This window comes from Acidihalobacter yilgarnensis, from assembly GCF_001753245.1.
Taxonomy (GTDB): domain Bacteria; phylum Pseudomonadota; class Gammaproteobacteria; order DSM-5130; family Acidihalobacteraceae; genus Acidihalobacter; species Acidihalobacter yilgarnensis.
The window spans coordinates 3,229,086-3,255,855 of the sequence record NZ_CP017415.1 but is presented as its reverse complement, the minus strand read 5'-3'; the positions used below and the strand labels follow the sequence as shown (position 1 = coordinate 3,255,855).

27 protein-coding genes and 1 pseudogene are annotated in these 26,770 nt (G+C 60.6%); 19 read left to right on the top strand and 9 right to left on the bottom strand.

Annotated features, from left to right (window positions below; genetic code table 11):
* Nucleotides 1-3 precede the first annotated feature (3 nt).
* The 3 genes from BI364_RS15695 to BI364_RS15685 form a co-directional block, all read right to left on the bottom strand.
* The gene (locus BI364_RS15695) at nt 4-462 is read right to left on the bottom strand and encodes a restriction endonuclease subunit S (protein ID WP_070079536.1); all 459 of its coding nucleotides are present in this window, start codon (nt 460-462) and stop codon (nt 4-6) included.
* An 86-nt stretch (nt 463-548) separates the two neighbouring features.
* Nucleotides 549-1,226 carry a restriction endonuclease subunit S gene (locus BI364_RS15690; protein ID WP_070079535.1) on the bottom strand — a complete coding sequence of 226 codons (678 nt, stop codon included), beginning with the start codon at nt 1,224-1,226 and terminating at the stop codon, nt 549-551.
* The gene (locus BI364_RS15685) at nt 1,216-4,305 is read right to left on the bottom strand and encodes a type I restriction endonuclease subunit R (RefSeq protein ID WP_070079534.1); all 3,090 of its coding nucleotides are present in this window, start codon (nt 4,303-4,305) and stop codon (nt 1,216-1,218) included. The genes BI364_RS15690 and BI364_RS15685 overlap by 11 nt, the downstream gene beginning before the upstream one ends.
* A 61-nt stretch (nt 4,306-4,366) precedes the next feature.
* Here BI364_RS15685 and BI364_RS18100 point away from each other — a divergent pair, with 61 nt between their 5' ends.
* Nucleotides 4,367-4,507, top strand: coding sequence for a hypothetical protein (locus BI364_RS18100; protein WP_156782803.1), 141 nt, complete (start codon nt 4,367-4,369; stop codon nt 4,505-4,507).
* 368 nt (nt 4,508-4,875) lie between these two features.
* Here BI364_RS18100 and BI364_RS15680 read toward each other — a convergent pair whose 3' ends face one another.
* Both BI364_RS15680 and BI364_RS15675 read right to left on the bottom strand, forming a co-directional pair.
* A complete protein-coding gene (locus BI364_RS15680) occupies nt 4,876-5,556 on the bottom strand; it encodes a magnesium chelatase domain-containing protein (protein WP_070079533.1) in 681 nt (226 codons plus the stop codon).
* A gap of 30 nt (nt 5,557-5,586) precedes the next feature.
* A complete protein-coding gene (locus tag BI364_RS15675) occupies nt 5,587-5,865 on the bottom strand; it encodes an accessory factor UbiK family protein (RefSeq protein WP_070079532.1) in 279 nt (92 codons plus the stop codon).
* A gap of 506 nt (nt 5,866-6,371) precedes the next feature.
* Between BI364_RS15675 and BI364_RS15670 the strand changes: the two genes are divergently transcribed.
* From BI364_RS15670 to BI364_RS15645, 6 genes are all read left to right on the top strand, one after another.
* Nucleotides 6,372-7,505, top strand: coding sequence for a porin (locus BI364_RS15670; RefSeq protein ID WP_070079531.1), 1,134 nt, complete (start codon nt 6,372-6,374; stop codon nt 7,503-7,505).
* A 308-nt stretch (nt 7,506-7,813) separates the two neighbouring features.
* Nucleotides 7,814-8,152: a P-II family nitrogen regulator gene (locus BI364_RS15665; protein WP_070079530.1), complete on the top strand. Its 339-nt coding sequence runs from the start codon at nt 7,814-7,816 to the stop codon at nt 8,150-8,152.
* A gap of 31 nt (nt 8,153-8,183) precedes the next feature.
* Nucleotides 8,184-9,500: an ammonium transporter gene (locus BI364_RS15660; protein ID WP_233279539.1), complete on the top strand. Its 1,317-nt coding sequence runs from the start codon at nt 8,184-8,186 to the stop codon at nt 9,498-9,500.
* Nucleotides 9,501-9,615: 115 nt separating this feature from the next.
* Nucleotides 9,616-10,260 carry an ABC transporter ATP-binding protein gene (locus tag BI364_RS15655; RefSeq protein ID WP_070079529.1) on the top strand — a complete coding sequence of 215 codons (645 nt, stop codon included), beginning with the start codon at nt 9,616-9,618 and terminating at the stop codon, nt 10,258-10,260.
* Entirely contained in the window at nt 10,251-11,045 is a 795-nt protein-coding gene (locus tag BI364_RS15650; RefSeq protein WP_070079528.1) for an ABC transporter permease, read from the top strand. Before BI364_RS15655 ends, BI364_RS15650 begins: the two co-directional genes overlap by 10 nt.
* Nucleotides 11,042-11,686 carry a TMEM175 family protein gene (locus BI364_RS15645; protein ID WP_233279538.1) on the top strand — a complete coding sequence of 215 codons (645 nt, stop codon included), beginning with the start codon at nt 11,042-11,044 and terminating at the stop codon, nt 11,684-11,686. Before BI364_RS15650 ends, BI364_RS15645 begins: the two co-directional genes overlap by 4 nt.
* Before the next feature lie 4 nt (nt 11,687-11,690).
* Here BI364_RS15645 and arsC read toward each other — a convergent pair whose 3' ends face one another.
* Together arsC and BI364_RS15635 are read right to left on the bottom strand one after the other, a co-directional pair.
* Complete coding sequence (gene arsC, locus BI364_RS15640) at nt 11,691-12,113, bottom strand: arsenate reductase (thioredoxin) (protein WP_197495749.1); 423 nt, start codon at nt 12,111-12,113, stop codon at nt 11,691-11,693.
* 19 nt (nt 12,114-12,132) lie between these two features.
* Nucleotides 12,133-13,446, bottom strand: coding sequence for an arsenic transporter (locus BI364_RS15635; protein WP_070079526.1), 1,314 nt, complete (start codon nt 13,444-13,446; stop codon nt 12,133-12,135).
* An 80-nt stretch (nt 13,447-13,526) separates the two neighbouring features.
* Here BI364_RS15635 and BI364_RS15630 point away from each other — a divergent pair, with 80 nt between their 5' ends.
* Nucleotides 13,527-13,877: a metalloregulator ArsR/SmtB family transcription factor gene (locus BI364_RS15630; protein WP_070079525.1), complete on the top strand. Its 351-nt coding sequence runs from the start codon at nt 13,527-13,529 to the stop codon at nt 13,875-13,877.
* On the opposite strand, the gene speE is transcribed toward BI364_RS15630, so the two are convergent.
* Nucleotides 13,878-14,735, bottom strand: coding sequence for a polyamine aminopropyltransferase (gene speE, locus BI364_RS15625; RefSeq protein ID WP_070079524.1), 858 nt, complete (start codon nt 14,733-14,735; stop codon nt 13,878-13,880).
* Nucleotides 14,736-14,802: 67 nt separating this feature from the next.
* Between speE and speA the strand changes: the two genes are divergently transcribed.
* The 11 genes and pseudogenes from speA (at nt 14,803) to BI364_RS15570 (ending at nt 24,285) form a co-directional block, all read left to right on the top strand.
* Nucleotides 14,803-16,680: a biosynthetic arginine decarboxylase gene (speA, locus tag BI364_RS15620; protein WP_070079523.1), complete on the top strand. Its 1,878-nt coding sequence runs from the start codon at nt 14,803-14,805 to the stop codon at nt 16,678-16,680.
* Between the two features lie 22 nt (nt 16,681-16,702).
* The gene (locus tag BI364_RS15615; RefSeq protein ID WP_070079522.1) at nt 16,703-17,455 is read left to right on the top strand and encodes a hypothetical protein; all 753 of its coding nucleotides are present in this window, start codon (nt 16,703-16,705) and stop codon (nt 17,453-17,455) included.
* The gene (locus BI364_RS15610; RefSeq protein ID WP_070079521.1) at nt 17,452-17,697 is read left to right on the top strand and encodes a YcgL domain-containing protein; all 246 of its coding nucleotides are present in this window, start codon (nt 17,452-17,454) and stop codon (nt 17,695-17,697) included. The genes BI364_RS15615 and BI364_RS15610 overlap by 4 nt, the downstream gene beginning before the upstream one ends.
* A gap of 184 nt (nt 17,698-17,881) precedes the next feature.
* Complete coding sequence (locus tag BI364_RS15605) at nt 17,882-18,742, top strand: urease accessory protein UreD (protein ID WP_070079520.1); 861 nt, start codon at nt 17,882-17,884, stop codon at nt 18,740-18,742.
* A gap of 40 nt (nt 18,743-18,782) precedes the next feature.
* Complete coding sequence (gene ureA / locus BI364_RS15600; protein ID WP_070079519.1) at nt 18,783-19,085, top strand: urease subunit gamma; 303 nt, start codon at nt 18,783-18,785, stop codon at nt 19,083-19,085.
* 25 nt (nt 19,086-19,110) lie between these two features.
* On the top strand, nt 19,111-19,560 hold the full coding sequence (cynS, locus tag BI364_RS15595; protein ID WP_407639363.1) for a cyanase: 450 nt from the start codon (nt 19,111-19,113) through the stop codon (nt 19,558-19,560).
* A gap of 7 nt (nt 19,561-19,567) precedes the next feature.
* On the top strand, nt 19,568-19,879 hold the full coding sequence (locus BI364_RS15590; protein WP_070079517.1) for an urease subunit beta: 312 nt from the start codon (nt 19,568-19,570) through the stop codon (nt 19,877-19,879).
* A pseudogene (gene ureC, locus BI364_RS15585) lies at nt 19,876-21,581 on the top strand (urease subunit alpha). The gene BI364_RS15590 and the pseudogene ureC overlap by 4 nt, the downstream one beginning before the upstream one ends.
* A 238-nt stretch (nt 21,582-21,819) precedes the next feature.
* Nucleotides 21,820-22,383, top strand: a complete 564-nt coding sequence (locus BI364_RS15580; protein ID WP_070079516.1) for a hypothetical protein — start codon at nt 21,820-21,822, stop codon at nt 22,381-22,383.
* Between the two features lie 229 nt (nt 22,384-22,612).
* Nucleotides 22,613-23,425 carry an SCO family protein gene (locus BI364_RS15575; RefSeq protein ID WP_070079515.1) on the top strand — a complete coding sequence of 271 codons (813 nt, stop codon included), beginning with the start codon at nt 22,613-22,615 and terminating at the stop codon, nt 23,423-23,425.
* The gene (locus BI364_RS15570) at nt 23,422-24,285 is read left to right on the top strand and encodes an SCO family protein (RefSeq protein WP_070079514.1); all 864 of its coding nucleotides are present in this window, start codon (nt 23,422-23,424) and stop codon (nt 24,283-24,285) included. Before BI364_RS15575 ends, BI364_RS15570 begins: the two co-directional genes overlap by 4 nt.
* Here the strand turns inward: BI364_RS15570 and BI364_RS15565 are convergent.
* Nucleotides 24,282-26,582, bottom strand: a complete 2,301-nt coding sequence (locus BI364_RS15565) for a putative bifunctional diguanylate cyclase/phosphodiesterase (protein WP_156782802.1) — start codon at nt 26,580-26,582, stop codon at nt 24,282-24,284. The genes BI364_RS15570 and BI364_RS15565 overlap by 4 nt on opposite strands.
* Nucleotides 26,583-26,770: the final 188 nt, after the last annotated feature.

Here is a 26,770-nt window from a genome sequence, read left to right as displayed (position 1 = left end):
ACATTACACTCCTTCACGTGAAGGGAAAAGCTGCTGCATCAACCCTTTCTTGTGGGTCTTGAGGGCGTCGAGCTTTTGGGTTTCGGCGGTGATCAAGCCGTCGAGGCTGGTGAGGCAGTCAGCGATGCGTTGTTGTTCCGGAATTCCCGGACGGCAAAAGCTGAGCTTTACAAATACTGCTGACTTGATGCCCTTAGCCGTTGATCCAGTGCTGTGAAAATCGATCTCTTCCTGCATTGTTGGACCAAGCAGGGAGTGGAAGAGAAACTCGGGAAGGCATCTTTCAGTTTTGGAGCGGAGAGTGAGAATCCGTTGCCCCAACGCAAATCTTCCAGTGCTAGGGAAGAGTGCCACATTGCCAAGGGGTGCCTCGGTGGTAAAAAGTATATCCCCCTCCTTCGGGATGCCTTTGGACATCCAACCTTCGTATTGATCCTCTTCGATGTATTCGTCATTAGTCATGTCGAGCCAGCCGAACCGCACGTTTTTCGCGGTGATTAGCGGGACACCTGATTCCGATTTCGGTGGGGCTTTCCCTCTGTAATCGATTACCTTCTTGAGACAGTTAGAGAGTTCTTCGCACTCCCACTCCCCGGCATTTTGGAATTCGGGAAGCGGAGGCGGGGTTGGGTTTCGCCTTCGCGGGGGAAAAGTTGCTGCATCAGCCCTTTTTTATGGGTCTTGAGCGCGTCCAGTTTCCGGGCTTGGGCGGCCATCAGCTCGTCCACGGTGCTCAGGCACTCGGCGATTTTTTGTTGTTCGGGGAGTGATGGAACAGCGGTTTCGATTTTCTCGATATTCGTCTTCGATAAGCTTGGCACACCTCCCGCTTCATTGTGCTTGAGCCAATCGATACTTTGAAAAATCGAGAAGATAAATTTCGGCAGGCATTGATTGAAAGAGTGGGTATAAAACAATGTATCTACCGTCCAAAACTTCCCAGTCAGGAACATTGGATTATTGATTGTCCCCTTTCTGCCGATGCACACGCTTTCCCCATCGTAGAGGTATTCATCGACTGAACGCATGTAGCCGCCAGACCCGTAAACAGGAACGTCTCCCGGCGCGAGGTGCTTATGGTCTCTGCCGTTTCCAATCGAGAACAGCTTTGCAAATGGCTTACTCTCCCACCCCACCGAATCCCGGAACTCCGGAAAGCGCAGCTTGGGCGTCAACGTGGGTTTGTCATCGGGCTTCGGGGTCGTGGTGTTCGCCTTACTGCTCATACGCGCTGAGTCCTGAGATGTCGCGGCCTTGGGCGCGTTTGGTAAGCAGGGGGTACAGATCGTCCATGAGGGCGAGTTCGGCCTGGGTGCGGGCTTTCCAGCCGAGTTCCAGCGGAGCCATGAGGTCGCTCAATTGCTCGCCGTCGAAAATCATCCGTTGCAGGATGCCGTCCACGAAGCTTTGCAGGGCGGCGGTGGCGAGGTGGTGCTTGGCGGCGATGGTGGCGAGTTCGGCGGCGTCCTTTTCCGCCTTGAAGCGGGTGTAGCCATCGCGGATGGCGGCCTCAGACAGGCCTTCGCCCGCTTTCAGGGTGGCGATGTAGGCGGCGATGTCCTCGCGCTCGTTCATGAACTTGGCATCGGACTGGATGAGGCCGATGAGCTGCTCGCGGCTCATCTTCTGCTTGCCCGGCGTCTGCTGGGAGAAGCGGGAGATGAGACCCATGATGTAGTCGTAATCAATGAGGGCGGAGGCAAAGAGGACGAACTCGAAATCGAGCTGGTCCACGCCATCCGGCGCGGGCTTATCGCTGCCTTTACCCTGCTGGGCTTTGAGGCGCTGGGCGGTTTCCAGATAGGCACCGCGGAAGCCGAGCAGGTTTTCCTTGGGCAGGATGTGCTCGATGGTGGCAGCGTTGTCGTCGGTGAGGTCGGTGTATTGGTCGAGCTGGGTTTTGAGACGCTGCACTTCCTTGAAGTGGTTGATGAAGGCGGCGCGGGCTTCATCGCCCTTGAGATTGGGCACGGCCTCCGGGGCGGTGGCCAGGCCCTGGGATTGCATGAAGTCGTCGAGCTTTTGCACGGCAGCATCGAGTTTTTCGATGACGACGGGGGCCTTATCCACGAGCCAGATTTTCCGGGCTTCCTCGCCGGATTTTTCACCGGAGAAAAGCGCGATGCCAGCATCGACGGCATCCTGCTGCTGGCGGAAGTCGAGGATGTTGCCGTAGGGCTTGGTGCCGTTGAGCACGCGGTTGGTACGGGAGAAGGCCTGGATCAAGCCGTGGTACTTGAGGTTCTTGTCCACGTACAAAGTGTTTAGGTATTTGGAATCGAAGCCAGTGAGCAGCATATCCACCACGATGGTGATGTCGATCTTTTCTGAGTGCGGATGATCTGCGTTAGGCCACTGCTGATCCTTGATGCGCTTTTGCACATCCTGATAGTAAAGGTCGAACTCGCCGAGGGTGTGGTTGGTGCTGTAGCGGGTGTTGTAGTCAGCGAGGATGGCTTTGAGGGCGGCTTTTTTACGCTCGATTTCCTTTTTCTTTTTTTCAGCGTCCTCACCGGCTTGGATCGTGTATTCGAGTGATTCCTGCGGCAGGTCCTCTTGAATCTGCTTCACATCCGGGTTCCCTTCGGCAGGGGGCGAAAAGACGCAGGCGATGTTCAGCGGCTGGAAGTCGGGGTCAGCCGCCTGTCTTTCCTGTTGAATCGTTGTGAACAAGCCTTGGTATTCGATGGCGTCGTTAATCGACGCGGTCGCAAGCAGCGCATTGAATCTGCGCTGGCCGGTGGCGGCGTCGTGCTTGGCGAGGATGGCCTCGATGATCGCTTTCTTTGCAAGGGGCTCGCCCGGTTTCGGGAGCTTTTTGCCTTCTGGCTTGAAGTAATCGACGTGGAAACGCAGGACATTGCCGTCTTCAATGGCGTGGGTGATGGTGTAGGCGTGGAGTTCTTTCTGGAAGAGATCCTCGGTGGTCTGTAACGATGCTTCATCTCCTTCGATCTTCAGCGAGGTGGCGTTTTGTTCGAAGATAGGCGTGCCGGTGAAGCCGAAGAGCTGGGCTTTGGGGAAAAACGCTTTGATCGCCTGATGGTTGTCGCCGAACTGGGAGCGGTGGCACTCGTCGAAGATGAAGACGATGCGCTTGTCGCGCAGCGGTTCGAGCTGCTCTTTGTAGGTCAGTTGGTCGTTATTTTTCCGCTGCTTGTTGCGCTTGCTGTTTTCGTCCAACGCGAGGCCAAGCTTTTGGATGGTGGTGACGATGACCTTGTCGGCGTAGTCGTCTGACAGCAGGCGCCGCACCAATGTGCCGGTGTTGGTGTTTCCCTCGACGCAGCCTTCCTGGAACTTGTTGAATTCCTCGCGGGTCTGCCGGTCGAGGTCTTTGCGGTCCACGACAAACAGACATTTTTCGATGTCGGGATTGTCCTTGAGCAGCGTGGAGGCCTTGAAGGACGTGAGCGTCTTGCCGCTGCCCGTGGTGTGCCAGATGTAGCCGTTGCCGCAGTTCTGGTGGATGCAGTCCACGATCTGCTTTACGGCATAGACCTGATACGGGCGCATCATCATGAGCTTTTGCTCGCTGGCGATGAGCACCATGTAGCGGTTGATGGTCTGGCCGAGGGTGCATTTGACGAGGAAGGTCTCGGCGAAGCTGTCGAGGTGGGTGATCTTCGTGTTCGCCTCGTCGGCAAACTGATAGATGGGCAGGAAGCGCTCGTCCTGATTGAAGGCGAAGTGGCGGGGGTGGTTGTTGGCGAAATACCAGGTGTCGGTGCGGTTGCTGACGATGAAGAGCTGGAGGAAGCACAGCAACGTCTTGGTATAGCCGTTGCCGGGGTCGTTCTTGTAATCGACGATCTGCTCCATGGCCCGGCGCGGGCTGACACTGAGCGTCTTCAGCTCGATCTGCACACAGGGCACGCCGTTGATGAGCAGGAGGACGTCGTAGCGGTGGTGGCTGTTGTCGGTGTTGATGCGGAGCTGGTTGACGACCTCGAACGTGTTTTTGCACCAGTCCTTGATGTTGACCAAGGTGTAGTTCAGCGGCGTGCCGTCGTCGCGGATGAAGCTGTTGCGCTCGCGCAGGGTGCGGGCGGCGGTGAAGACATCGGGAGTGATGATCTCCTCCAGCAGACGCGGGAATTCACCATCGGTGAGGCTGACGCGATTGAGGGCCTCGAATTTTTCGCGGAAGTTTTTCTCTAACGCGGCGCGGTCGCGAATGTCTTCGCGATAGTCGTACTTGAGGCTTTGGAGTTTGCCGATGAAGCCGTATTCGATGGCGTCCTCCCGGACGACGGAACTCGGGGTATCAGAAGGCCGGCTGTAGGTGTCTTTTGAATGAGGCATGACTAGCAGTGGATAGAGGTCATTGGATTCGTGCGGCGCGACAAAACCCGATCACCTTGGCGTGAAGGACGGGAAGGGAGTCGCGGCCTTTGAGCATGGAGTACATACGCTGGAGGGTGCAGGTGCAGGTGTCGATCTGCTTGCCCTGCAGGCGCTGAAGGAAAACGAGGTGAAGGTCTTGCCCGAGCCAGCGACCATTTGAATAAGGGCAAGTGGTCACGCGTAATCCGGTGCCGCTTCGCGCACGCCCTGGGCGACCATGCCCAACCATTCGGCAAACAGCGCCGGGGTGTGGAAGGTGAACACGCGGCGCTGCGTGGATGCTCACCGTCGACGCATCCTGCACCGCCCAGCCCGGCGCCTGCAGCAGCCGGTCGATGTCTTTCCTGGCTTGTTGTTCTGGTTGGATCACGCCTGGGGCCTCGCTGAGGACCAGCGGAGGGTATCACACCCGGCCAATCAGCCTGCCTGGCAGAGGCTATGATAATTAGAAGATTGAATTGCCATCAAACCCCACCGTTCTGGGCCCTTGTTTTGTTGTACTTCAGTATCCAGGCACGGATTACCCTTTTACATAAGAATGGGGCTAATAGGTCCGATCATCAGCAAGTTGTGTCCGCCTGCCGCCGCGACTTCAAGCGCACGCCTTGCCTGGTGTTGTCCCCGGATATCGGACAAGTCGGTATCCCATCGCTCGGGAATCTGCTGAGGCTGTGACCGATGCAGCGCAAGCCGCTCGCGCCCCGCAAGGTGCGCGCAGACCTGCAACAGGTGATTGGCGGCGTACAGCGGCAATCCTTCAACCAGTCCAGCCTCGCTCACGCATTGCTCGGGTACGAGCAGCGAGCGCCCTGCAGCGCGCGTGGCCAGTGCGGCGGGTAGCGCGCCGCGAATCCCACGTAAATGCCCATCGAGCGCCAGTTCGCCGATGAATTCGATTTCGTCGAGTGATTCCGCGGGTAACTGGCCCGATGCCGCGAGAATACCGAGGGCGATGGGCAGATCGAAGCGTCCACCTTCTTTGGGCAGGTCCGCCGGCGCCAGATTCACGGTGATGCGGCGTGCGGGAAATTCGAAGTGGCTATTGAGAATGGCGGCACGGACGCGGTCCTTGCTTTCGCGAACTGCGGCTTCAGGCAAGCCGACGATGGACAGGCTAGGCAGGCCATTGGATAGATGTACTTCAACGCAAACCTCGGGCGCGTCAATGCCGAGTTGCGCACGAGTGTAGACGCGAGCCAGCGACATCATGCGGCTCAGTATAGTGAGTGGATCAGGATGCTATTCCCCTGGCGCCTGAGTCGATGGCGGGGTGATGCCCAGTTTTTCCTCCAGAAGACGCACGCGTGTCTCCATGCGCTCCAGTTTTTCGCGTGTTCTGGCCAGGACCGCGGACTGTACCTCGAATTCCTCGCGACTGACGAGGTCGAGTCGCTGCATTGCACCACTCAATCCGGCGCGTACGGTCTTACCGACATCTTGCTGCGCGGTACGCAAAGAATCGGGTACGGCCTTGCCTAGTTTCGATGCGAAATCATCGAAGGGTCGTTTTTCGAACATCTTCGCCTCTCATTCGTGTTGATCCGATTAACTTAGGAGTCTAGCGGCATCACGAGCTGAAGGCTAACGTGACGTAAATGGCCGATTTAAGTATCGAACAAGGTTGTTTGTAGTGTGGACGGTTGAGTTCCCGCAGACTCGATGTTTAGAACATTTCATTAAGAAGATGGTGAGGTTTGTTCTGAGGCGCATGGTGCCTGCCCACAAACAGAGCTTGTCGGCTCTTGTGTATTGATAACTTTAATCGATCGACTTCATTAGGAAAAATTAATAGAAAAAACTAATCGATTTTCGCACCAATTTAGATCTGTGACTAAATTTTCGCACCATTTTAGTGCCTGATGCGCAGCTGAGGCCGCTTATCTCGTCTCGAGGCGCCGCTGTAATCGCGCCGTCATCAATAAGTGCTGACTGGCACGTTAACTGCTATCACGCAAAGACGTGTGTGTCCCAATGCACACTGTCCGTTTTTAGTGACATCCATGTCAGTCATTTGGAGTGCAGATATGAGCCTGAAGAAGCGGTTTCGGCCTAGCAAAATTGTGATTGCCCTGAGTGCGGGTATGGCGATGGCAGGAGTGGCCATTACGGCCCGTGCCGCGCCAACCGCGACGATTTACGGGATGGTAGGTGTTGTTGGTAGCTACAACACGGCTACTACCGGTGGGCAGAAATCAACTTATGGCATTCAGAACAATATCAGCCAAGTCGGCGTGAAGGGTGACTTGGGTGAGGCCGGGGGCACGAAATTCATTTATAACTATGACATGTCCGTCGATCCTACATCTGCGATCGGATCGCCCTCAACATACTGGGCGTATTTGGGCGCGACCGGGCCCTGGGGAACGCTCAAGGCCGGTCGACTTGAATCGACCTATTTCAATGATGTGGTATTGCCCTTCACACCTTTTTGGTGGATGTATCCCACCGTAGTAGCAAATTTCGAGCAGGACAAGGCGATTTCTTACGTTTCGCCGACTATGGGGGGATTTACAGTATCTGCCGAGGGCTTCAACATCGGGAAGGGTTCGTCTGCCAGCAGCAAGTCGACGAACAATTACGGGCTTTCTGGCACCTATACGACGGGTGATTTCAGCTTCGCGGCAGGTTTTGAGAGCTTTTCCAAGTACGGGGATGGCGCCGCTAAGTACAGTGCATCGCCTTCGCAGACCGTATGGTTGACGCCGGTAAACGAATATTCCGGCGTATTGCTTAAGAATAAGGTGGGCCTGCGGGGTACTTACAGCTCGGGACCTTTGACTGTCAGTGTGGGGGGCTTCGGTTTCAAGCCCACGTCCATGCTGCTGACGGCGACGCAGAATACACATGAGATTTATACCTATCTTGCGACCGCGAGCTATGCCTTCAATCCGAAATGGACTGTGATGGGCAATGTGTCGACCACGACGCAGGGTGCTAGCGGCACGTTGTCTCGTACGCGCGGCACACTGACTACGCTGGGCTTGGCCTATGCGCCAATTAGCAGTGTGGCGTTCTACGCCGAATATCAGTATGCGGACAAAAAGGCCGTGGAAAGTGGATTGGACAGCGATGTGCTGGATGCTGCCGCAAGTTCGGTGGCGGTTCCCGGCACGAAGGCTGCTAGCCAATTCGTTATTGGGGGTACGTACAGCTTCTAGTTTGTTCCGTTTGTTTCGTTCTTGAAAAAATCCGGGCGCTCGTCGCCCGGATTTTTTTGTGTCCCATATTGGTGCGGCAGCCGAGCTTCATGAGGGAGTATACGGTTATTGACGTAGCATCATCGCACCATAATGGTGCGATGATGCTTGCGTTCTCTGGATGATTGTCGCTTTTTTGTATTAAAAACAATGGTCTTGTTTGGCCTTCTTTAAATGGCACGCCCCCTGCATGTCTGTGCCTCAAGCCCGCGTCGCAGGGTGCCAAGCCAATTAGGAGTGATTGCTATGGAAACGGGAGGCAAACAGGTATGAAGCTGCTCATCGCCATTATCAAACCCTTCAAGCTCGACGAGGTTCGGGAGGCGCTTTCCGAAATCGGCGTCAAGGGGATCACCGTCGCGGAGGTCAAGGGCTTCGGGCGTCAGAAGGGACACACCGAACTCTACCGCGGCGCGGAATACGTGGTGGATTTTCTACCCAAGGTGAAGATCGAGGTTGCTCTGGACGACGCTTTGGTCGATCAGGCCATCGAGGCCATCAGCAAGGCAGCCAGCACCGGCAAGATCGGCGACGGCAAGATATTCCTGTGCCCGCTTGAGCAGGCCATTCGTATCCGTACCGGCGAAACCGGTAGCGAAGCCCTTTAAGGCTATAAAAATCTAGATGAGGAAACTTTCGATGAAATCTAAGCACGCATTGGGAGCGATCGGGGGACTGTTCGGCTTGGTGGGCTTGTGGATGCTCCCGGGTTTGGCCATGGCTGCCGACGCAACACCGAAGATCAACTCGGGCGACACCGCCTGGATGCTGACATCCACCGCATTGGTTCTGATGATGACCATACCGGGCGTAGCGCTTTTCTACGGTGGCATGGTACGCAAGAAAAATCTGATTTCAGTGGCGGCGAAGACCTTTGCCGTGACCTGTTTGATCACGGCCGTCTGGACGATTATCGGCTATTCGCTGGCCTTCACTTCGGGTAATGGTTTCGTCGGTGGCCTGAGTCGCTTCTTCCTGAGCGGCATGGGTTACAACGCGATGAGCGGGACCATCCCCGAATCGGTGTTCATGACCTTCCAGATGACCTTTGCCATCATTACTCCGGCACTGATCATCGGCTCGATCGTCGAACGCATGAAATTCTCGGCAATGTTGTGGTTCATGGGCTTGTGGTCGGTGTTGGTTTATTCGCCGATCGCGCACATGGTCTGGGGTCCGGGTGGCTGGTTGGGTGGCGACGGCGTGCTCGACTTTGCGGGAGGCACGGTGGTGCATATCAACGCGGGTGTGGCCGGTCTGGTGGCTGCACTGGTGTTGGGCAAGCGTAAGGGGTACCGCAAGGATCCGATGCCGCCTGTGAACGTGGTGTTCACCATGGCCGGTGCCGCATTGCTGTGGGTCGGTTGGTTCGGTTTCAATGCGGGTTCTGCTGTGGCCGCCAACGCGACTGCTGGCATGGCCATGGCCGTGACCCAGATCGCAACCGGCATTGCCGCGCTGTCGTGGATGTTCGCCGAGTGGGCGGCTCGTGGCAAACCCACTCTGCTGGGCATGAGTTCGGGTGCGGTGGCTGGTCTTGTGGCGATCACCCCGGCTTCCGGTTTCGTGGGGCCGACCGGTGCCATCGTGATTGGTATCGCTGCCGGCGTGCTCTGCTTCTGGGCCTCGGTCTACCTCAAGAACATGCTCGGTTATGACGATTCGCTCGATGCCTTTGGCGTCCATGCGGTCGGCGGCATCGTCGGTGCGATGTTGACCGGCATTTTTGCGGCCGCGATGTTCGGTGGTGCCGGCTTGTCCGACGCGGCTGGCGGCAGCATCATGCATCAGCTCGGTATTCAGGGGTTCGGTGTCATGGTGACGATTGTGTACGACGCGATCATGACCTTCATTATCATCAAGGTAATCGACGTAATCATGGGTATCCGTGTGACGGAAGAGGATGAGGTCGAGGGCCTCGACGTTTCCCAGCACGGTGAGCAGGTCTACGAATAACAATCAAGCGATTGTGTTCAATCGAACGGGCGCCACTGGCGCCCGTTCTTTTTTATCTCTCCTTTATCTCGCTGGGCTCGAATGATCGGCGCGATCCCCGCATAATCCCCGCCCCATGAATGCCTCACATCCCAAAAGCGACGACGTTGCGCGGACATCCCAGCGTTTGAGCGTGGAAGGCTTACGCACTCCAGTAGTCGGTCCTTACTCGCTGTCGCTCGCAGCGGGCGAGTGTGTCGTGTTGACCGGACCGTCTGGAAGCGGCAAGTCGCTGCTTTTACGTGCAATCTGCGATCTCGACCCGTCCACAGGCATGGTGTTCCTGAATGGTCGAATGCGAGACGACTTCCCACCACGCGATTGGCGACGCTCGGTCGGGCTGTTGCCCGCGGAACCGGCTTGGTGGGCGGAGGTGGTGGGCGAGCATTTCCCGCAGGGTAGCGACGGCGTGCTCGAGGCGCTTGGCTTCGGACCGGAAGTGATGGGTTGGGAGGTGATGCGTGCATCCAGCGGCGAGCGCCAGCGCCTGGCGCTCGCGCGAATGCTGCAACTGCGACCCCAGGTGCTGCTGCTTGACGAGCCGACCGCGAATCTCGACGCCGACAACCGTGCGCGCGTGGAGTCGGTGGTGCGCGAGTATCTCGCGGACAGCCTCGCAGCCGCCCTGTGGGTGACGCACGACCCGGCACAGGCGAGCCGTGTCGGCGACCGCGAACTGGTGATGCGCGCGGGTCAGCTGGAGGAGATCGCATGCATTTGATCGTGTTGACGCCGTTTGAGCTGGGTTTGGCGGCGCTGCTGATCTTGGCGCTGGCCGGCCTGAGTCTGGCGCTGAGTCTGGGGCTGGCGCGTACGCTACTGATTTCGGCCGTGCGCACAACTTTACAGCTCTGGCTGGTGGGGCTGGTGCTCAAGACATTGTTTGCGCATGCCAGCCCGCTGTGGATCGGTCTGCTGGCGGTCTTCATGCTGGTGGTCGCCGGTCGCGAGGTCATGGCGCGTCAGCAGCGTCGGTTCAGCGGCGGTTGGGGGTACGGTGTGGGCGCGCTGGCGCTCTCCGTGCCGAGTCTGGTGATCATCCTGCTCACCTTGCTGGTGATCCTGCGGCCGGAACCTTGGTACGCACCGCAATATGCGATCCCACTGCTCGGCATGCTGATCGGCAACTCGATGACCGGGGCTGCTATTGGCCTCGACCGACTGACGCAGACGGCTTGGCGCCAGCGGACGGTTATCGAGGCACGCCTGATGCTCGGACAGCGCTGGGACGAGGCGATGGCCGACATCCGCCGAGAGTCCGCGCGCGCCGGGCTGATCCCGATCATTAACTCCATGGCCGCGGCGGGTGTCGTTAGCCTGCCGGGTATGATGACCGGGCAGATCCTGGCCGGCTCGTCGCCGACCGAGGCTGTGCGTTACCAGATTCTGATCATGTTTCTGATCGCCGCCAACACCGGTTTCTCCGCGCTCGGCGGCGTCTGGCTCGGTTCGCGCCGGCTGTTCGACGAACGGGAAAGGCTGCGTCTCGATCGATTGAAATCGTGATCCGCTGCCGCATCGCGGCGGATGGCGGCATACTGGACTGGAAACGGATCGCAGGGGTGGGGGGAATGCGCACGAACCGAATGGAAGCATTCAGCGACGGCGTGATGGCGATCATCATCACCATCATGGTGTTGGAAATGAAGGTGCCGCACGGCGAACAGATCGACGCGCTGCGGCCACTGTTGCCTGTGTTGCTGAGCTACGTGCTCAGCTACGTCTATATCGGCATCTACTGGAACAACCATCACCACCTGCTGCACGCGACCGAGCGTATCGGCGGTGGGGTCCTGTGGGCGAACCTGCACCTGCTGTTCTGGCTCTCGTTGTTCCCTTTTGTGACCAGCTGGATGGGCGAGAACCACTTTGCGGCGGCGCCAACGGCGCTTTACGGCGGCGTGCTGCTGATGGCAGCCATCGCCTACAGCATCCTGGTGCGCAGCATTATCGCGCACGAAGGTCGCGACTCCAGGGTCGCACGCGCGATCGGTGGTGATTTCAAGGGCATACTGTCAATTCTGCTGTACGCCGCAGCGATCCCATTGGCCTATTGGGTCCACTGGGCGGCGCAGGTGGTTTACGTGCTGGTCGCGCTGATGTGGCTGGTGCCCGACCGCCGGATCGAGCGCCACCTTATCGACTGAGGACTCAGCCCCGCTCGTCCTGCAGCAGGCCGGCCACGCGCTCGCGCACCTCGTCGCGCACGCGGCGGAACTCGGTCATGATTTCCTCCTCCGTGCCGGTGGCCTTGGCCGGGTCTTCGAGCGGCCAGTGCAGCTTGCGTACGCCGTGCGGCAGTACTGGGCAGTGTTCGTCGGCATGGCCGCAGACCGTGACCACGAGGTCGGCAGCGGCGATCATGGCGTCGCTGACGCGGGTCGATTCCTGATCGCTGATGTCGACGCCGGCCTCGGCCATCACCGCGATCGCACGCGGATTTTTGCCGTGAGATTCGATGCCGGCGGAGGTGATCTCGAAGTCGTTGCCGCCGAGTCGACGGGCCCAACCTTCGGCCATCTGACTGCGGCAGGAGTTGCCGGTGCATAGGAACAGGATGGATTTTGGATTCATCAAGAGACTCCGACTCCGTTCAGGAATGACCCACCAGCGGCAGCCAGACGGCCAGCGCGAGCAGGGTGACGATCAGGACCGGTGGGGTGATGATCAGCCCGACCTTCATGTACTGGCCCCAGGTGATGGTTTCGCCCTTGCGCGCGAGCACGTGCAGCCACAGCAGGGTGGCGAGGCTGCCGATAGGCGTGAACTTGGGGCCGAGATCACAGCCGATGACGTTGGCGTAGATCATGGCTTCACGGCTGGCTGCGCTCAGGCCATGGCTCTGATCGATGGCCAGCGCGCCGACCAGCACGCTTGGCATGTTGTTCATCACCGAGGACAGCGCGGCGCTCAGGAAGCCGGTGCCGAGTGCGGAAATCGTCGGCCCGTGGCCACCCAGCCATTCCAGAATCCGCGCGAGGTAGGCCGTGAGCCCCGCATTGCGTAGGCCGTAGACCACGAGGTACATGCCCAGGCTGAAGATCACGATCTGCCAGGGTGCCTCCTTGAGCACCTTGCGCACAGGGATGATGCCGCCGCGACCGCCACGATGCCAGCGCCCGGCGAGTGCGAGCAGGATCAGCGCGCCTGCGCCAGTGACCACGGAGACGGGCACGCCGAACTGCGCGGTGACGAAGTAGGCCGTGAGCAGCGTGCCGAGCAGCGGGAAACTGGCACGGAAGACCAGCGGGTCACGGATCGCGTGAGCGGGCGCCTCCAGCCCGTCGAGGGCGTAGCGTTCTGGCAGGTCGCGGCGGAAGTATAGCCAGAGGACGACCAGTGTTGCGGCGAGCGCGGCGAGGTCTACGGGAATCATCACCTGCGCGTAGCGGTCGAAGGGGATGGCGAAATAGTTGGCGCTGACGATATTGACGAGATTCGAGATGATCAGCGGCAGGCTGGTGGTGTCGGCGACGAAGCCGGTAGCGATCACGAAGGCCAGCGCGCCGGCGGGTTTGAAGCCCAGGCGCAGCAGGATGGCGAGCACGATCGGTGTGAGCAGTAGCGCGGCGCCATCGTTGGCGAAGAAGGCGGCGATCAGGGCGCCCAGCAGGATTACCAGCGGGAACAACCGTCGTCCGCTGCCACCACCCCAGCGCGCGACATGCAGGGCGGCCCAGTGGAAGAAGCCGGCCTCGTCCAGAGTCAGCGAGATGATGATGAGGCCAACGAAGGTGAAGGTGGCGTCCCAGACGATGTGCCAGACGATGGGGATGTCGTGCGGCGTGATCACGCCGGTGGCCAGTGCCAGCAGGGCGCCGCCCGTCGCGCTCCAGCCGATGCCCAGCCCGCGTGGCTGCCAGATGACGAAAACGAGGGTGATCAGGAAGATCGCGAGCGCTAACATGAGATGATGTCCGGGCGAGAGAATCGGCCGCGAGTATAATCGTTTACCCGTATATATCAAATAGCAGATGTGTGACCGACATGACGCCTGAACGCTTTTTCCGAGCCCTTTCCGACCCGACGCGACTGCGCTGTCTGATGCTGATGCAGCGTGCCGGCGAACTTTGCGTGTGCGAGTTGACGGAGGCGCTGGAGATGGCGCAGCCCAAGATTTCGCGACATCTGGCCAGCCTGCGCGAAGCGGAGGTGGTTACCGACCGGCGTGACGGGTTGTGGGTGTTTTACCGACTGCGCGAGGATCTCCCGCCCTGGGTGCGCGAGATTCTGGCAGTGAGTGCCGATTCGTTGCACGGGCAGGCGCCCTTCGCGGAGGACGCTGCCCGTCTGCAGCCGATGACCACGCGCCCGCGCAACGGATGTTGCGCGGCCTAGCTACCTGAGCAGCTCGCGGCGGACGAATTCCGGCACCGCCATCGAAGCGCGGTGGATGGCGTCGTTGTAATAGTGCGTTTCGAATACCTTGTTCTCGCACTGTTCTTCGCGCAGAAAGGTGACCGGTGCCGATTTGGCGGCGAGCGTGGCCGACCACCAGCCGGAGGGGTAGACCGGCTGCGGATAGAAGAGTGTCAGCGTGTCGAGGAAGCCGCTCTTGCGCATCTCGTCGTGCATCGGTCGGATGATGCTGGCGCTGTGATAGAGCGGCGATTCGCTCTGCTGGGCGAGCAGGCCGTCCTCACCGAGTGCGCGTAGGCAGTCGCGGTAGAAAGGCTCTGAGAAAAGGCCCTTGGCCGGGCCGACAGGGTCGGTACTGTCGATGATGATGACGTCGATGGAGCCGGGTTCGGCCTCCTTCATCCAGCGGATACCGTCGCCGAAGAAGAATTCCGCGCGCGGGTCGCCGTTGGATTCGCACAGTGCCGGGAAGAACTGCTCGGACACGCGGGTCACGCGCTCGTCGATCTCGACCTGGACCACCGATTCGACTTCGGGATGTTTGAGCACCTCGCGCAGGGTGCCGCAGTCGCCGCCGCCGACAATGACCACGCGGCGCGGTTGCAAGTGGCTGAACAGGGCGGGGTGGGTCATCATCTCGTGATAGATGAAATTGTCGCGGTCGGAGAGCATGACCAGTCCGTCGATGGTCATGAGATTCCCGTAGCCCTCGGTCTCGAAGACCTCGATGCGCTGGTAGTCCGATTGCTCGTCGTGCAGCTTGCGCTTGACCTTGAGCGAAAACGCGCTGCCCGCGTCCGCGTGGATCTCTGTGTACCAGTTCTGATCGAGCGCCATGCGCCAGTCTCCTTGAAGCGGGTGCGAGGCGCTATTATACGGACTCACTTGGGTCAGGGGTCAGGGCATGACGGAATGGTCGATCGACGCGGCGCGCCGGCTTTACAACACGGCGACCTGGAGCGGCGGATACTTCGATGTGGCGGCCGACGGGCATGTCCAGGCGCGCGGGCGCAGCGGCGAGTCGCTGGATCTGGCCGAGCTTACCGAAACACTGCTCGGACAGGGGCTGCGCCTGCCGATGCTGGTGCGCTTCAATCACATCCTGCGCGACCGTGTAGATACCCTGTGCGGTGCCTTCGACCGGGCTCGCACACAGCATGATTACCCCGGCGGTTATACGGCGGTCTACCCGATCAAGGTGAATCAACAGCGCAGCGTGGTTGACGAAATCCTGCGTCACGGTGGCGAGCGTGTGGGATTGGAGGCTGGCAGTAAACCGGAGCTGATGGCGGTGCTCGCCCTCGCACGTCCGGGCGGAGTAATCGTCTGCAATGGCTACAAGGACCGCGAATACATGCGGCTGGCGTTGCTTGGGCGCCGCCTCGGTCATCGCCCCTACATCGTCATCGAGAAACCCTCCGAGCTGGCCCTGGTCGTCGAGGCAGCTCGTGAGCTGGGTGTGCGCCCCTTGCTCGGTCTACGCGTGCGTCTGTCCTCCGTCGGTAGCGGCAACTGGCAGAACACGGGTGGTGAAAAGGGTAAGTTCGGCCTCTCGGCCTCGCAGGCGCTGCGCCTGATCGAACGGCTGCGTGAGGCGTCGATGCTCGATTGCCTGGAATTGCTGCATTTCCACATGGGGTCGCAGCTGGCGAATATCCGCGACATTCAGCGTGGTGTACGCGAGGCCGCGCGCTATTACGCCGAGCTGCGTCGCCTGGGCGCGCCATTGCGCATCGCGGATGTCGGCGGCGGACTGGGCGTGGACTACGAGGGCTCGCGCTCGCGCAATTATTGCTCGATGAATTACAGCGTCCAGGAATATGCCGCCAACATCGTGCGCACCCTGCACGAAGTCTGTCGCGACGAGGACATGCCGCCGCCGGATATCTTCACCGAGGCGGGACGAGCCATGACGGCGCATCACGCGGTGCTTGTGACCGAGGTGATCGACGTGGAGTCGGCCGGCGAACCGGAGCTTGGCGGGGCGCCGGGTGAGGACGAACCGGTGATTCTGCAAGACCTTTGGCGCTTGGCGGAAGCTGCCGGCACGCAGCCGGCGGGCGAAATTTACCACGACGCGGCCTACTGGCTGAGCGAAGCACAAGGCATGTACACGCATGGCGTGCTCGATCTGGCTCAACGCGCCCGTGCCGAGGAGCTATACGTGATCATCTGTCAGCGGTTGTCGGCAGGGCTGGACGGGCAATCCAAGGTTGAGCGCGACATGCTGGAGGATCTGCGTGAACGCCTCGCGGACAAGGTTTTCTGCAACTTCTCGGTATTCCAGTCAATTCCGGACGTGTGGGCCATCGATCAGATATTTCCGATCATGCCACTGCACCGGCTCGACCAGCGACCGACGCGCCGCGGCGTGCTGCAGGATCTGACTTGCGATTCCGATGGCCACGTCGAGCGCTATGTGGTCGGTGCTGACCTCGAGACCAGCCTGCCGCTGCATGCCTGGCGGCGCGGCGAGCGTTATCTACTGGGCATTTTCCTGGTGGGGGCCTACCAGGAAATTCTCGGCGATCTGCATAATCTCTTCGGCGACACCGATGCGATCAATGTCGATCTCGACCCGGAAGGTGGTTACCGACTGGCGCCTGTCGAGGCGGGCGATGCGATCTCGGAATTGCTAAGCTACGTGCATTTCGACCCCGAGGAACTGCTGGCTGCCTATCGCCGCAAGGTGGAAGCTGCCGGGCTACCCTCGGAGGAGGCCGCGCGCGTACTGGCCGAACTTGAGACCGGGTTGAGCGGATACACCTATCTGGAAGACTGACGGGTATCCGTCGGGGAGGGGCATGACGCAGTCGGTGATCTGGTTGTTCGTGGCATCGCTGGCGTTGCTGATCATAGGCAGCCTTGCGCTGATCCGTTGCGCCTTTCGCGAGGCATTGTTGTGGGGACTGTTCGCCTTGCTGCTGCCGCCGGTATTGCTGTGGTATGCGATGACGCGCTGGCGGCAGACCCAATACAGTGTCTACACCATTGCGGCCAGCCTGCTGCTGATGACCGCGTCGCTCTATGGCGGCGCTGCCGCGCCGGTAGCCGACTACCTTCAGCAATCCTCACTGGCGCCGGTGCTGACCGTCTACGGCTGGAATGGGCGCATTACCTTGCCGTTTACCACCGATCGGGATATCCCGGTGCCCAATGCCGCCGAGGTGGAAGCGCTGCGCGCAGAGGAGACGAGCGCACGGCGACGCGCACCGGCCGCAACCACCGTCACGGAAAAGTCCGTTTCGACGCCTGCGCCAACACCTGTGTTGCGTTATCAGGCCGCTGCATTCGATGTGCTTGCGCATTACACTGGCAGGCAGATACGAGTGCATGTCATGGGCGGTGGCGTGATCGAAGGCGTGCTGGTGGCGGTGGGCGGGGATGGCATCACGGTCGATGCCGCCCAATCCACGGGGACCGTGGGCTACGCACTGACCTGGAGTCGGCTGGCGAGGGTGGAGGTGTATGCGCCTGTCGGCAGCGTGCGGGCGCCAACACGGTCCGTAACGACGGTCGATCTTCCCGCCACGACCACTGGAGCTGCGTCGCCATGATTTGTTACGTGTACCGGAGTCGCCGCCGCGCGGACGCTTACCTTTACCTGCCTTGCCAGGACGATTTCTCAGCGGTGCCCGATGCGCTGATGCAGATGTTCGGTATGGCCGAGTTCGCCCTGGAGTTCGAATTGACCCCGGTACGTCGACTGGCTCAGGCGGATGCGGAGCAGGTACTGGGCAATTTGCGCGAACAGGGTTTTCATCTGCAAATGCCGCCCGCCAACGACCGACCATTCTAACGCGTGCCTTGGGTTTGTGCCGCCAGTCCCCTAGCGCACTATTTTTGTGCGAGCGGCGTCGGGCTTCCTGTGTTGCCTGCACATATACAGGGTGGCATGCACCTTGCTGGATACCCTTCCATCAGCAGACATTGTTCGGGAGTCAGGGTGTGACCCAACGGAAACGGCGGCGGAGGCGCGGCGTATGACGGCCGCCGCCGAGATGCTGGCCGAGGATGGCATCGCGGGCGAAGGCTGGAAGGCGAGCCTGACGCTCGCCTTCGGCCAGCGCGACGGTCGCAGTTATGTGCGGCACCGGCAACACGTCGGTCCGTTGCTGATTCAACGCCCTTTCCATCCCGAGGGCGACGTCTGCCATGCCTATCTGCTGCATCCGCCTGCGGGGGTGGTCGGTGGCGACCGCCTGCGGGTCGAGGTACAGATTGACCCTGGTGCGCATGCGTTGTTGACGACGCCATCCGCCGGCAAATTTTATTCGAGCCCGCGGGCGCACGCACGTTTGACGCAGCATTTACGGGTGGCAGCCGGTGGCGTGCTTGAATGGTTGCCGCAGGAGACGATCGTTTTCGAAGACGCTAGGGCCGAGTTGTCCACCTACGTCGAACTGACGGGGGGCGCGCGGTATCTGGGGTGGGAGATCGTCTGCCTCGGTCGTCCCGCGGCGGGCACCGGCTTTGGACGGGGGTATTGGCGTCAGCGGCTGGAGGTGAGCCGCGACGGCCGGCCGCTACTGATCGAGCGCTTGGCGCTGGATACCGGCGATCCTCTGCTCGCCGCGGTCTGGGGCCTGCAGGGATATGCAGTGAGCGCCACATTATTATGTACCGTGCCCGAGTGCTTCAAGATGGATGCCCTGTTCGAAGCTGGGTTAGGCGAGCCGCTGATTGGACGTGGCGGCGTCACGGTGGTGGATGGCTTGTTGGTGGCGCGTTGTCTCGGTGGCGAGGCTGCGGATGCGCGGGCTTGGTTCGAAGCGTTGTGGGCATGGCTGCGTCCGAGAGTCTTCGACCGCCCAGCCTGCCCGCCGCGTATTTGGCGTACTTGAACGGATCGGCGGCCGGAACGGAATCACCCAGGAGATTTAAGTGGAATTACTGCCCAAGGAAAAGGACAAGTTGTTACTGTTCACAGCGGCTCTACTGGCGGAGCGGCGCAAGGCGCGCGGTCTCAAGCTCAACTACCCGGAGGCGGTCGCCTACATCAGCGCCGCGATCCTGGAGGGTGCCCGCGACGGCCGGACCGTCGCCGAGCTGATGGATTACGGGACCACCATACTGGGTCGCGACGATGTTATGGAGGGTATCCCGGAAATGATCCCCGAGGTCCAGGTGGAGGCCACGTTCCCCGACGGCACCAAGTTGGTCACCGTGCATCACCCGATCCCCTGACGGGGCAACACGTTAGCCCAGGAGCATTCGCATGTATCGAGAAGAAGTCACCGAGGCCGTGCTTGAGGCCAAACGCGCCAAGGGCTTGACCTGGGCCGCGCTCGCCAAGGTTGTAGGCCGTCATCCCGTATGGACCACCTCCGCGCTGTTGGGGCAGCAGTCGATGAGCGAAGACGAGGCCACCGCCGCGGTCGCCTTGCTCGGACTCGATCCGGCCTACGTTGCACCGCTGACCGAGTCTCCGCTCAAGGGCTCGCTGGACAGCGACGTACCCACTGACCCGCTGATCTATCGCCTGCACGAAATCACCCAGGTCTACGGCAGCACCATCAAGGCGCTGATCCATGAGGAATTCGGTGACGGCATCATGAGTGCTATCGATTTCGAGCTGGATATCGAGCGGGTATCCGATCCCAAGGGCGACCGCGTGAAGATTACCTACAACGGCAAATTCCTGCCTTATCGCAAATGGTGAGCCGCCGATGATTCCCGGAGAGCTGCTGCCCGCCGAAGGCGAGATCGAGATCAACACCGGTCGCGAGACGCTCACTGTGCGCGTGGCCAATACTGGCGACCGCCCGATTCAGGTCGGCTCGCATTACCATTTCTACGAGACCAACGCCGCGCTGGACTTCGATCGGGAGGCCGCGCGTGGCTTCCGGCTGAACATTCCGGCCGGCACCGCCGTGCGCTTCGAGCCCGGGCAGACGCGCGAAGTTGAGCTGGTCGCGCTGGCCGGTACGCGCACGGTCTACGGTTTCAACGGACGCATCATGGGAGCACTGGACGCATGAGCCGCACGATCGACCGCCGCGCCTATGCGGAGATGTACGGGCCCACCGTGGGCGACCGTGTGCGCCTCGGCGACACCGCACTGGTGATCGAGGTGGAGGAGGACCGTACGATCTACGGCGAGGAAGTCAAATTCGGTGGCGGCAAGGTCATCCGCGACGGTATGGGCCAAAGTCAGCGTCTCGCCGCTGAGGTCGCCGATACGGTCATCACCAACGCCCTGATCCTCGACTGGTGGGGTGTGGTCAAGGCTGACATCGGTCTCAAGGCCGGCCGCATCATGAGTATCGGCAAGGCCGGCAATCCGGACATCCAGCCGGGCGTGGACATGATTATCGGCGCGGGGACCGAAATCATCGCTGGCGAGGGGTTGATCGTCACCGCCGGGGGATCGACGCGCACATCCACTTCATCTGCCCGCAGCAGATTGAGGAGGCGCTGATGTCCGGCGTCACCACCCTGCTGGGTGGTGGCACCGGGCCGGCTGCTGGTACCAACGCGACGACGTGCACGCCAGGGCCTTGGTACATCCACCGCATGTTGGAGGCCGCCGAGAGTTTTCCGATGAATATCGGATTTCTCGGCAAGGGCAACGCCAGCCTGTCCGCACCGCTGACCGAGCAGGTGGCGGCCGGCGTTATGGGCCTCAAGCTACACGAGGACTGGGGCACCACCCCCGCGGCCATCGACAACTGCCTGGCCGTTGCCGAGCGCGAAGATGTGCAGGTCGCCATCCACACCGACACGCTGAACGAATCCGGTTTCGTCGAGGATACCCTGGCCGCCTTCAAGGGCCGTACCATCCATACCTATCACACCGAGGGTGCCGGCGGCGGGCATGCGCCGGACATCATCAAGGCCTGCGGCGAACCCAACGTACTGCCGTCCTCCACCAATCCGACGCGGCCCTACACCGTGAATACCGTGGACGAGCATCTCGACATGCTCATGGTCTGCCACCACCTCGATCCGAACATTCCCGAGGACGTCGCTTTTGCCGATTCGCGCATTCGCCGCGAGACCATCGCCGCCGAGGACATCCTCCACGACCTCGGCGCCTTCTCCATGATCGCCTCCGACTCGCAGGCCATGGGTCGGGTCGGCGAGGTCATTACCCGCACCTGGCAGACTGCGCACAAGATGAAGGTCCAGCGCGGTAGTCTGGGCAGCGATCCATCGCGGCACGACAACCTGCGCGCGCGGCGCTACGTTGCCAAATACACGGTCAACCCGGCCATCGCCCACGGTATTGCCCACGAGGTCGGTTCCGTCGAGGTCGGTAAGCTGGCGGATCTCGTGTTGTGGAAGCCGGCCTTCTTCGGCGCCAAGCCGGCGATGATCATCAAGGGTGGCATGATCGCCGCCGCGCCCATGGGCGATCCCAACGCCTCGATCCCCACGCCGCAGCCGGTGCATTACCGGCCGATGTTCGCGGCCTTTGGCGGCGCGCGCGCCGCAACGCGGCTGAGCTTCGTCTCGCGCGCCGCGCTGGAGGCCGGGGTGGCCGAGGCGCTGGGTTTACGTTCAGGCGTGGTTGCGGTGAAGGGGACCCGCGACATTGGTAAGCGCGACATGAAGCTCAACGACTACATGCCCCGCATGGAGGTTGATCCGCAGACCTACGCAGTGCGTGCCGACGGCGAGTTGCTGACCTGCGATCCGGCTGCAGAACTCCCACTCGCGCAGCGCTACTTCCTCTTCTGAGGTGTGTGCGGGGCGGCGCCGCCCCGCCCCGCCTTGCTCCGCACATCGCCCTCTTTGCCGCCGCACGCGCCAGACCCGCGCCCGTCATTTGCCAACCCGTAAAGGTTCATCCCCAGGGCGGGCATGGTGATGGAATCGGCGTCGCGGCCGGGCATATACTGTCGTTCGCCGTTTGGGGAGCCAACAGATGGGTCTGACGGCATGAAAACATAATTCAGGCTATCAGGGAGAGAATGAGATGATCAGTCAAGAACAGGTCATGCCCGGTGCGGCGGGTGGCTCGGGTGATGCCGATCTGCGCGCGGTCAGACGCGTGCGTAATTTCTGGTTGGCCTTCGTGGCCTTTGCTTTTGCACTGACGTTGGTCTTTGCTGTCGCCAGTCTGCAGGGTTTGCAGAAGGCCCCTGAGGTGCCCACGGGTCCGCAGGTTGGCTGGGAAAGCCAGGACCAGACGCAACGCCTCGATGCGAGAGACTACCTGCGTTCGACGGAGATGCTCTCAAAGTGGATTTTGGCCGAGGTGGCCGTCGTCCTGGGCGCGATCGAAATCAGTCTGGCGTTGTCGCTCTACCTGCGCACCCTGCGTCGGAGCGGTGCCGCGCCGCTACCGGGTAAGCGCATCGTGCCGAATATCCTGCGTACCGCGGATCGGCGATATATCCACGATCACCTGCCGCAGGAGGTGGCCACGGCCTACATGTTGCTGAGCGGTTTGGCATTGGGCTCGGCGGTCATCGCCGGTTTCCTGATCCTGGACAGCACCACCTGGATATTGGCCGCGATCATTTCCGGCAACTGGTGATCCCGTCGCCGCTGGCGGGAGACCGCCAGCGGTATCCCGCCATCTCGGGTTAAGATGCCGTCGCGATATTTCAGGCGAAACTTCGCATGCGACACTTTGTCACTGTATCGATGGCCAAACCCACCCTATAGTCGCTCGAACAGCGCCGCGGCAGACGGCGCGGGCCACCCCGTTGCCAACGGCGTGAGGCGAAGATGGCCACCTACGAATCAGTTCAGGAGGATTACCAGTGTCAGAATGGGTATCGGATAAACCCGCGCCGGCGCCCGTCGCCAGATTGGGGCGCGCGCATCTGTTGGGCTTGGGTCTCGGCAGCCTTGTTGGCTTCATCACGATGCTCGCCTTTTCGGCACTGCTGTCGCTCGGGCCCGCGCCACCGCCGCTCCATCCGCACCCCACGGCTCGCCTTGCCCGTGACGTCCCGGACGTTATCTTCAAAGCACCGAGCTATACGGGCTTCGTCAATCAGAATGGAGACAAGATTTCATCCAGCGCCTTCGATGGCAAAGTTCGCGTGGTGTCTTTCTTGTTTCCGCTATGTTCGAGCATGTGCCCGGTGATCGCCTCGCACATCGTGGATCTCGAACAGCAGGTGAAACAGGCCGGGCTCGCTGACCGCGTGCGGATGGTGTCCTTCAACGTGGCTGCGGGTAAGACTTCACCGGCCGAAATGGCTGCCTTCATGCGCGAATATGGCGGCGATCCGAAAAGCCCGACGTGGCAATTTTTGACCGCCAGCCCCGCAGCGATGAGCCGGGTTGTCCGCGATGGATACCATGAGTATTTCCAGATGATCTCGCTGGAGGCGGAGAACAAGATTTTCGCCGAACAGCAGAAGGCAGGTACGTACAATTACATGCCCAACATGCAGAACAAGCTGGCCAACAAGGTCAATCCCGATTTCGACGTGACCCACAGCAGCTCGCTGATTCTGGTCGGCCCACACGGTAACGTGCGCTACGTGATGAACGATGCCGATACGGTGCCGGTGCCGGTGATACTGAAGAAAATCGAAGGCCTGCTCAAGGCCAATGGAGCATGAATATGCGCATCTTCGGATCGATTTTGCGTACCGACGCCGACCGGCAGGGATTCTGGTACAGCGCTGGTATCGGCGTGTTCATAGGGCTGCTGATTGGATCGGCATTCACCAGTATTCTGGGGATTGTGCACTTACACTCGACGGCCTCGAAGGCACAGCAGGCCCAGGCCGCGGTGCGGGCGGAAGGCCCGCCGATGGCGCTCAAGCGTGGCCCGCTCGCGCCCGCCGTCAAGGGCTTCGTGGATCAGAACGGCAAGTCGGTGACTACACAGGATCTGCTTGGCAAGGTACGTATCGTGACCTTCCTGTCGCCGCTGGGTAATCACTACAGCCCGCTGGTCGTCTCCAACCTGATGAATCTTTACCAGGAACTCCATAACGACGGTCTGCTGGGGAAACATGTCGTCTTCGTGTCTTACAACGTCGATCCGGCACATACCGGGCCGAGTGAAATGAGCGCCTTTATCAAGCAGATTGCCGGGCTGAACCCGGTGACCGCGGAGTGGCGGTTCCTGACGGCCGATCCTGCCACGATGCGCAAGCTCGTGACCGACGGTTATGGTGTTCGCTATCGTCAGATCGGCGCCGCTGAATACGCCAAGCTGGCTGCCGCACAGCGACAGCATGGGGAATATCTCTACGCGACGGCGGTCAATCCGCTGGCCAGTCAGTACAAGCCGGATTACCACGTGGTTGATCACGACGAGATGGTGATCGTCGGTCCGCGCGACCATATCTGGGCGCGTATCCCCGATGCCAGCAGCTACTCCAACGGCGACCTGATGCGCTTTATCGCCACACTGCTCAAGCTGCCCGGTATGCCGGGGGCGAATCAGCCGGTGCCTGCCGGTAGCCTCTAACGTGTCGCTGGTTCCCGGGTCTGCCGACCGGCACCTCGGGAACCGATCCAGGCGAGAAATTCCCGTTCGCCAATCGGCACGCTGTAACGGTAGCCCTGATGTATGCGACAACCGAGGTCATCCAGCAGGCGCGCCTGCGCATCCGTTTCCACACCTTCGGCCACCACCTTCAACCCGAGATGTTGTGCCACCGACAGAATCGATCGGATGATGGCCGTATTGTCGTCGTTCGTGCGCAGCTCGCGCACGAAGGATTGGTCGATCTTCAAGGTGGTGATGGGGAGTTGCTGCAAATAGCGCAGCGAAGAATAGCCGGTACCGAAATCGTCTAGGGCGAAGCGGATACCATGCCCGGCGAGTTCACGCATCTTGCTGCGCGTTTCCACGATGTCGTCGAGGAGCACGCTCTCGGTCAGTTCCAATTCGAGATGGTTGCCGCTCAGACCGTATGTGCCGAGGCAGTCGAGCACGTGCGGGACGAAGTCCGCCTGGAAGAACTGGCGGGGGCTGACGTTGACCGATAGCGGCAGGGTTGGGTTGCCGGGCATGAGATGACGCCAGCGGGAAAGCGTCGCGCAGGCCGTGCGCAGCACCCAATTGCCGACCGGTAGGATCAGGCCGCTGTCCTCGGCCACGGGGATAAACTCGGCGGGCATGACGCGGCCGTATCCGGGGCGATTCCAGCGCAGCAGTGCCTCGACACCGACCGGTCGGCTGTCGGAATCGACCTGGGGTTGGAAGACCAACTCGAATTCATCCTCTTCCAATGCATGGCGCAGGGCATTTTCGATGCTCAAGCGGGTGCGCACGGCGTCAAGCATGCCGGGCTGGTAGAAGGCCAGGCCGTTGCGCCCGCGTTCCTTGACCTGGTAAAGAGCGGTATCGGCGCGTGTCAGTACGGTTTCTGCGTCCTCGCGATCCACTGGATAGATGGCGATGCCGAGGCTCGCGGTCAGGTGCAAAGGGTTGCCCTGGTGCTGGTAAGGGGCGGCGATGATTTCTCTGAGCTTATCTGCTGCCTGACGTGCCTGTTCGGTCGCGTGTGCTAGTTGTGCGTCGAGACCGGTGAGCACGACCACGAATTCGTCCCCGCCAAAGCGCGCGACCGTGTCCTCGTCGCGAATATTTTCGCTCAGTCGGCGTGCGACGGCTTCGAGCAGGTGATCGCCCACACGATGACCGAGGGCGTCGTTGATGCGCTTGAAGTGGTCGAGATCGATAAATACGGCGGCGCCATGTCGAGCGTGGCGACGGCACCGCGAAAGGTCACGACCCAGACGCTCGCTCAGCAGGCGTCGGTTGGGCAGGGCGGTGAGCGTGTCATGATGCGTCTGAAAATCCAGATTTTCCTGTGCCTGTTTGTAGGCCGAAAGATCCTGGAAATGACCTACAAAGTGGCTCGTCGCGCCGCTCTCATCGCGTACGTCGGCCACGGTGGCGCTCACCGGCAGACGACGCCCGTCATGGGTGACGAGCCGACATTCGCCAGCCCAGAAGCCTTTGTGCTCAAGTGCATTGATCATTGAACGGCGCTCAGCTTCGCCGGCCTCGTCGGTCGATAGCAGCTCACGGGCCGGGCGTCCGACAAGCGCCTCCTCGGAGTAGCCAGACAACCGGCTGGCCGCTTCATTGATGCGCAGAACGTATCCGGCACGGTCGGTGATCAGAATGCCTTCCTGACTGCGGAAGGTGGTGGCTGCAAGGCGCAGATCGGCGTCGGCCTGTATCTGTGAATCCCGCGCGTGCAGCAGTTCGAGGAGGGTGTTGCGCGCGCGCAGGGCGGAGAGCGTGACCATGACCAGAAACAAGGCCGCCATGAAGGCCATGGGCAGACTCACTGAGCTGCTCGTGAGCAACAGACTGGCGATCAACGGGAGTAGGGCGGGTATGAGATAGGCGAGTGCGGCGCTGAACATGGCCGAAAGCGTGGTCACTGCGCCTGCACCCATACCGGCGAGCACGAAAATCAGAAACATCTGGTGCAGCGGGTCGTCGGGTGGGTAGAGGAGGAAGGCGGCCGCGCCCCATAAAATACCGGAAAACAACACTTCGACGAGGAGGCGCGCAACCCAGCGCGATTGCTCGGATATCTGTGGCGGGTAGCGGGTATAGCGGTAGTAGCCGAAAAAACGCCAGGCCGTGAGCAGCGCAACGGCACCCAGCCAGGTGGAAATGATTTCCATGGGGATCAAGGGGCTTTGCACGATGCCGAGAACAGCGGCGTTGAGCAATGCAGCGAGTAAGGCGATTGGCATTGCGTCGTACAGGATGCGCAGTTGCTCAGCTCGGATGCGCACCGTATTCTGCCCGTCCCAGCTAAGGGTGTTTAGGCTTATCGCCTTTGTAAACAAGCTCTTAACCTCTATTATGAATATAATTTATAAGGTTTGAAGAGTATACCAAAAGTTGAGTGGAGGTATTCGGGCGTCGTGCGGCTGCGTACTTGGCTTGCCCCGACTGCACTCGACGAGGGGGGCTTCGAGGC

Bases quoted from the DNA above. Each gene is read 5' to 3' on its own strand.
- BI364_RS15695 (WP_070079536.1), bottom strand. From the start codon at position 462: ATGACTAATGACGAATACATCGAAGAGGATCAATACGAAGGTTGGATG.
- BI364_RS15690 (WP_070079535.1), bottom strand. From the start codon at position 1,226: ATGAGCAGTAAGGCGAACACCACGACCCCGAAGCCCGATGACAAACCC.
- BI364_RS15685 (WP_070079534.1), bottom strand. From the start codon at position 4,305: ATGCCTCATTCAAAAGACACCTACAGCCGGCCTTCTGATACCCCGAGT.
- BI364_RS15680 (WP_070079533.1), bottom strand. From the start codon at position 5,556: ATGATGTCGCTGGCTCGCGTCTACACTCGTGCGCAACTCGGCATTGAC.
- BI364_RS15675 (WP_070079532.1), bottom strand. From the start codon at position 5,865: ATGTTCGAAAAACGACCCTTCGATGATTTCGCATCGAAACTAGGCAAG.
- BI364_RS15670 (WP_070079531.1), top strand. From the start codon at position 6,372: ATGAGCCTGAAGAAGCGGTTTCGGCCTAGCAAAATTGTGATTGCCCTG.
- BI364_RS15665 (WP_070079530.1), top strand. From the start codon at position 7,814: ATGAAGCTGCTCATCGCCATTATCAAACCCTTCAAGCTCGACGAGGTT.
- BI364_RS15660 (WP_233279539.1), top strand. From the start codon at position 8,184: ATGAAATCTAAGCACGCATTGGGAGCGATCGGGGGACTGTTCGGCTTG.
- BI364_RS15655 (WP_070079529.1), top strand. From the start codon at position 9,616: ATGAATGCCTCACATCCCAAAAGCGACGACGTTGCGCGGACATCCCAG.
- BI364_RS15650 (WP_070079528.1), top strand. From the start codon at position 10,251: ATGCATTTGATCGTGTTGACGCCGTTTGAGCTGGGTTTGGCGGCGCTG.
- arsC (WP_197495749.1), bottom strand. From the start codon at position 12,113: ATGAATCCAAAATCCATCCTGTTCCTATGCACCGGCAACTCCTGCCGC.
- BI364_RS15635 (WP_070079526.1), bottom strand. From the start codon at position 13,446: ATGTTAGCGCTCGCGATCTTCCTGATCACCCTCGTTTTCGTCATCTGG.
- BI364_RS15630 (WP_070079525.1), top strand. From the start codon at position 13,527: ATGACGCCTGAACGCTTTTTCCGAGCCCTTTCCGACCCGACGCGACTG.
- speE (WP_070079524.1), bottom strand. From the start codon at position 14,735: ATGGCGCTCGATCAGAACTGGTACACAGAGATCCACGCGGACGCGGGC.
- speA (WP_070079523.1), top strand. From the start codon at position 14,803: ATGACGGAATGGTCGATCGACGCGGCGCGCCGGCTTTACAACACGGCG.
- BI364_RS15615 (WP_070079522.1), top strand. From the start codon at position 16,703: ATGACGCAGTCGGTGATCTGGTTGTTCGTGGCATCGCTGGCGTTGCTG.
- BI364_RS15610 (WP_070079521.1), top strand. From the start codon at position 17,452: ATGATTTGTTACGTGTACCGGAGTCGCCGCCGCGCGGACGCTTACCTT.
- BI364_RS15605 (WP_070079520.1), top strand. From the start codon at position 17,882: ATGACGGCCGCCGCCGAGATGCTGGCCGAGGATGGCATCGCGGGCGAA.
- BI364_RS15590 (WP_070079517.1), top strand. From the start codon at position 19,568: ATGATTCCCGGAGAGCTGCTGCCCGCCGAAGGCGAGATCGAGATCAAC.
- BI364_RS15580 (WP_070079516.1), top strand. From the start codon at position 21,820: ATGATCAGTCAAGAACAGGTCATGCCCGGTGCGGCGGGTGGCTCGGGT.
- BI364_RS15570 (WP_070079514.1), top strand. From the start codon at position 23,422: ATGAATATGCGCATCTTCGGATCGATTTTGCGTACCGACGCCGACCGG.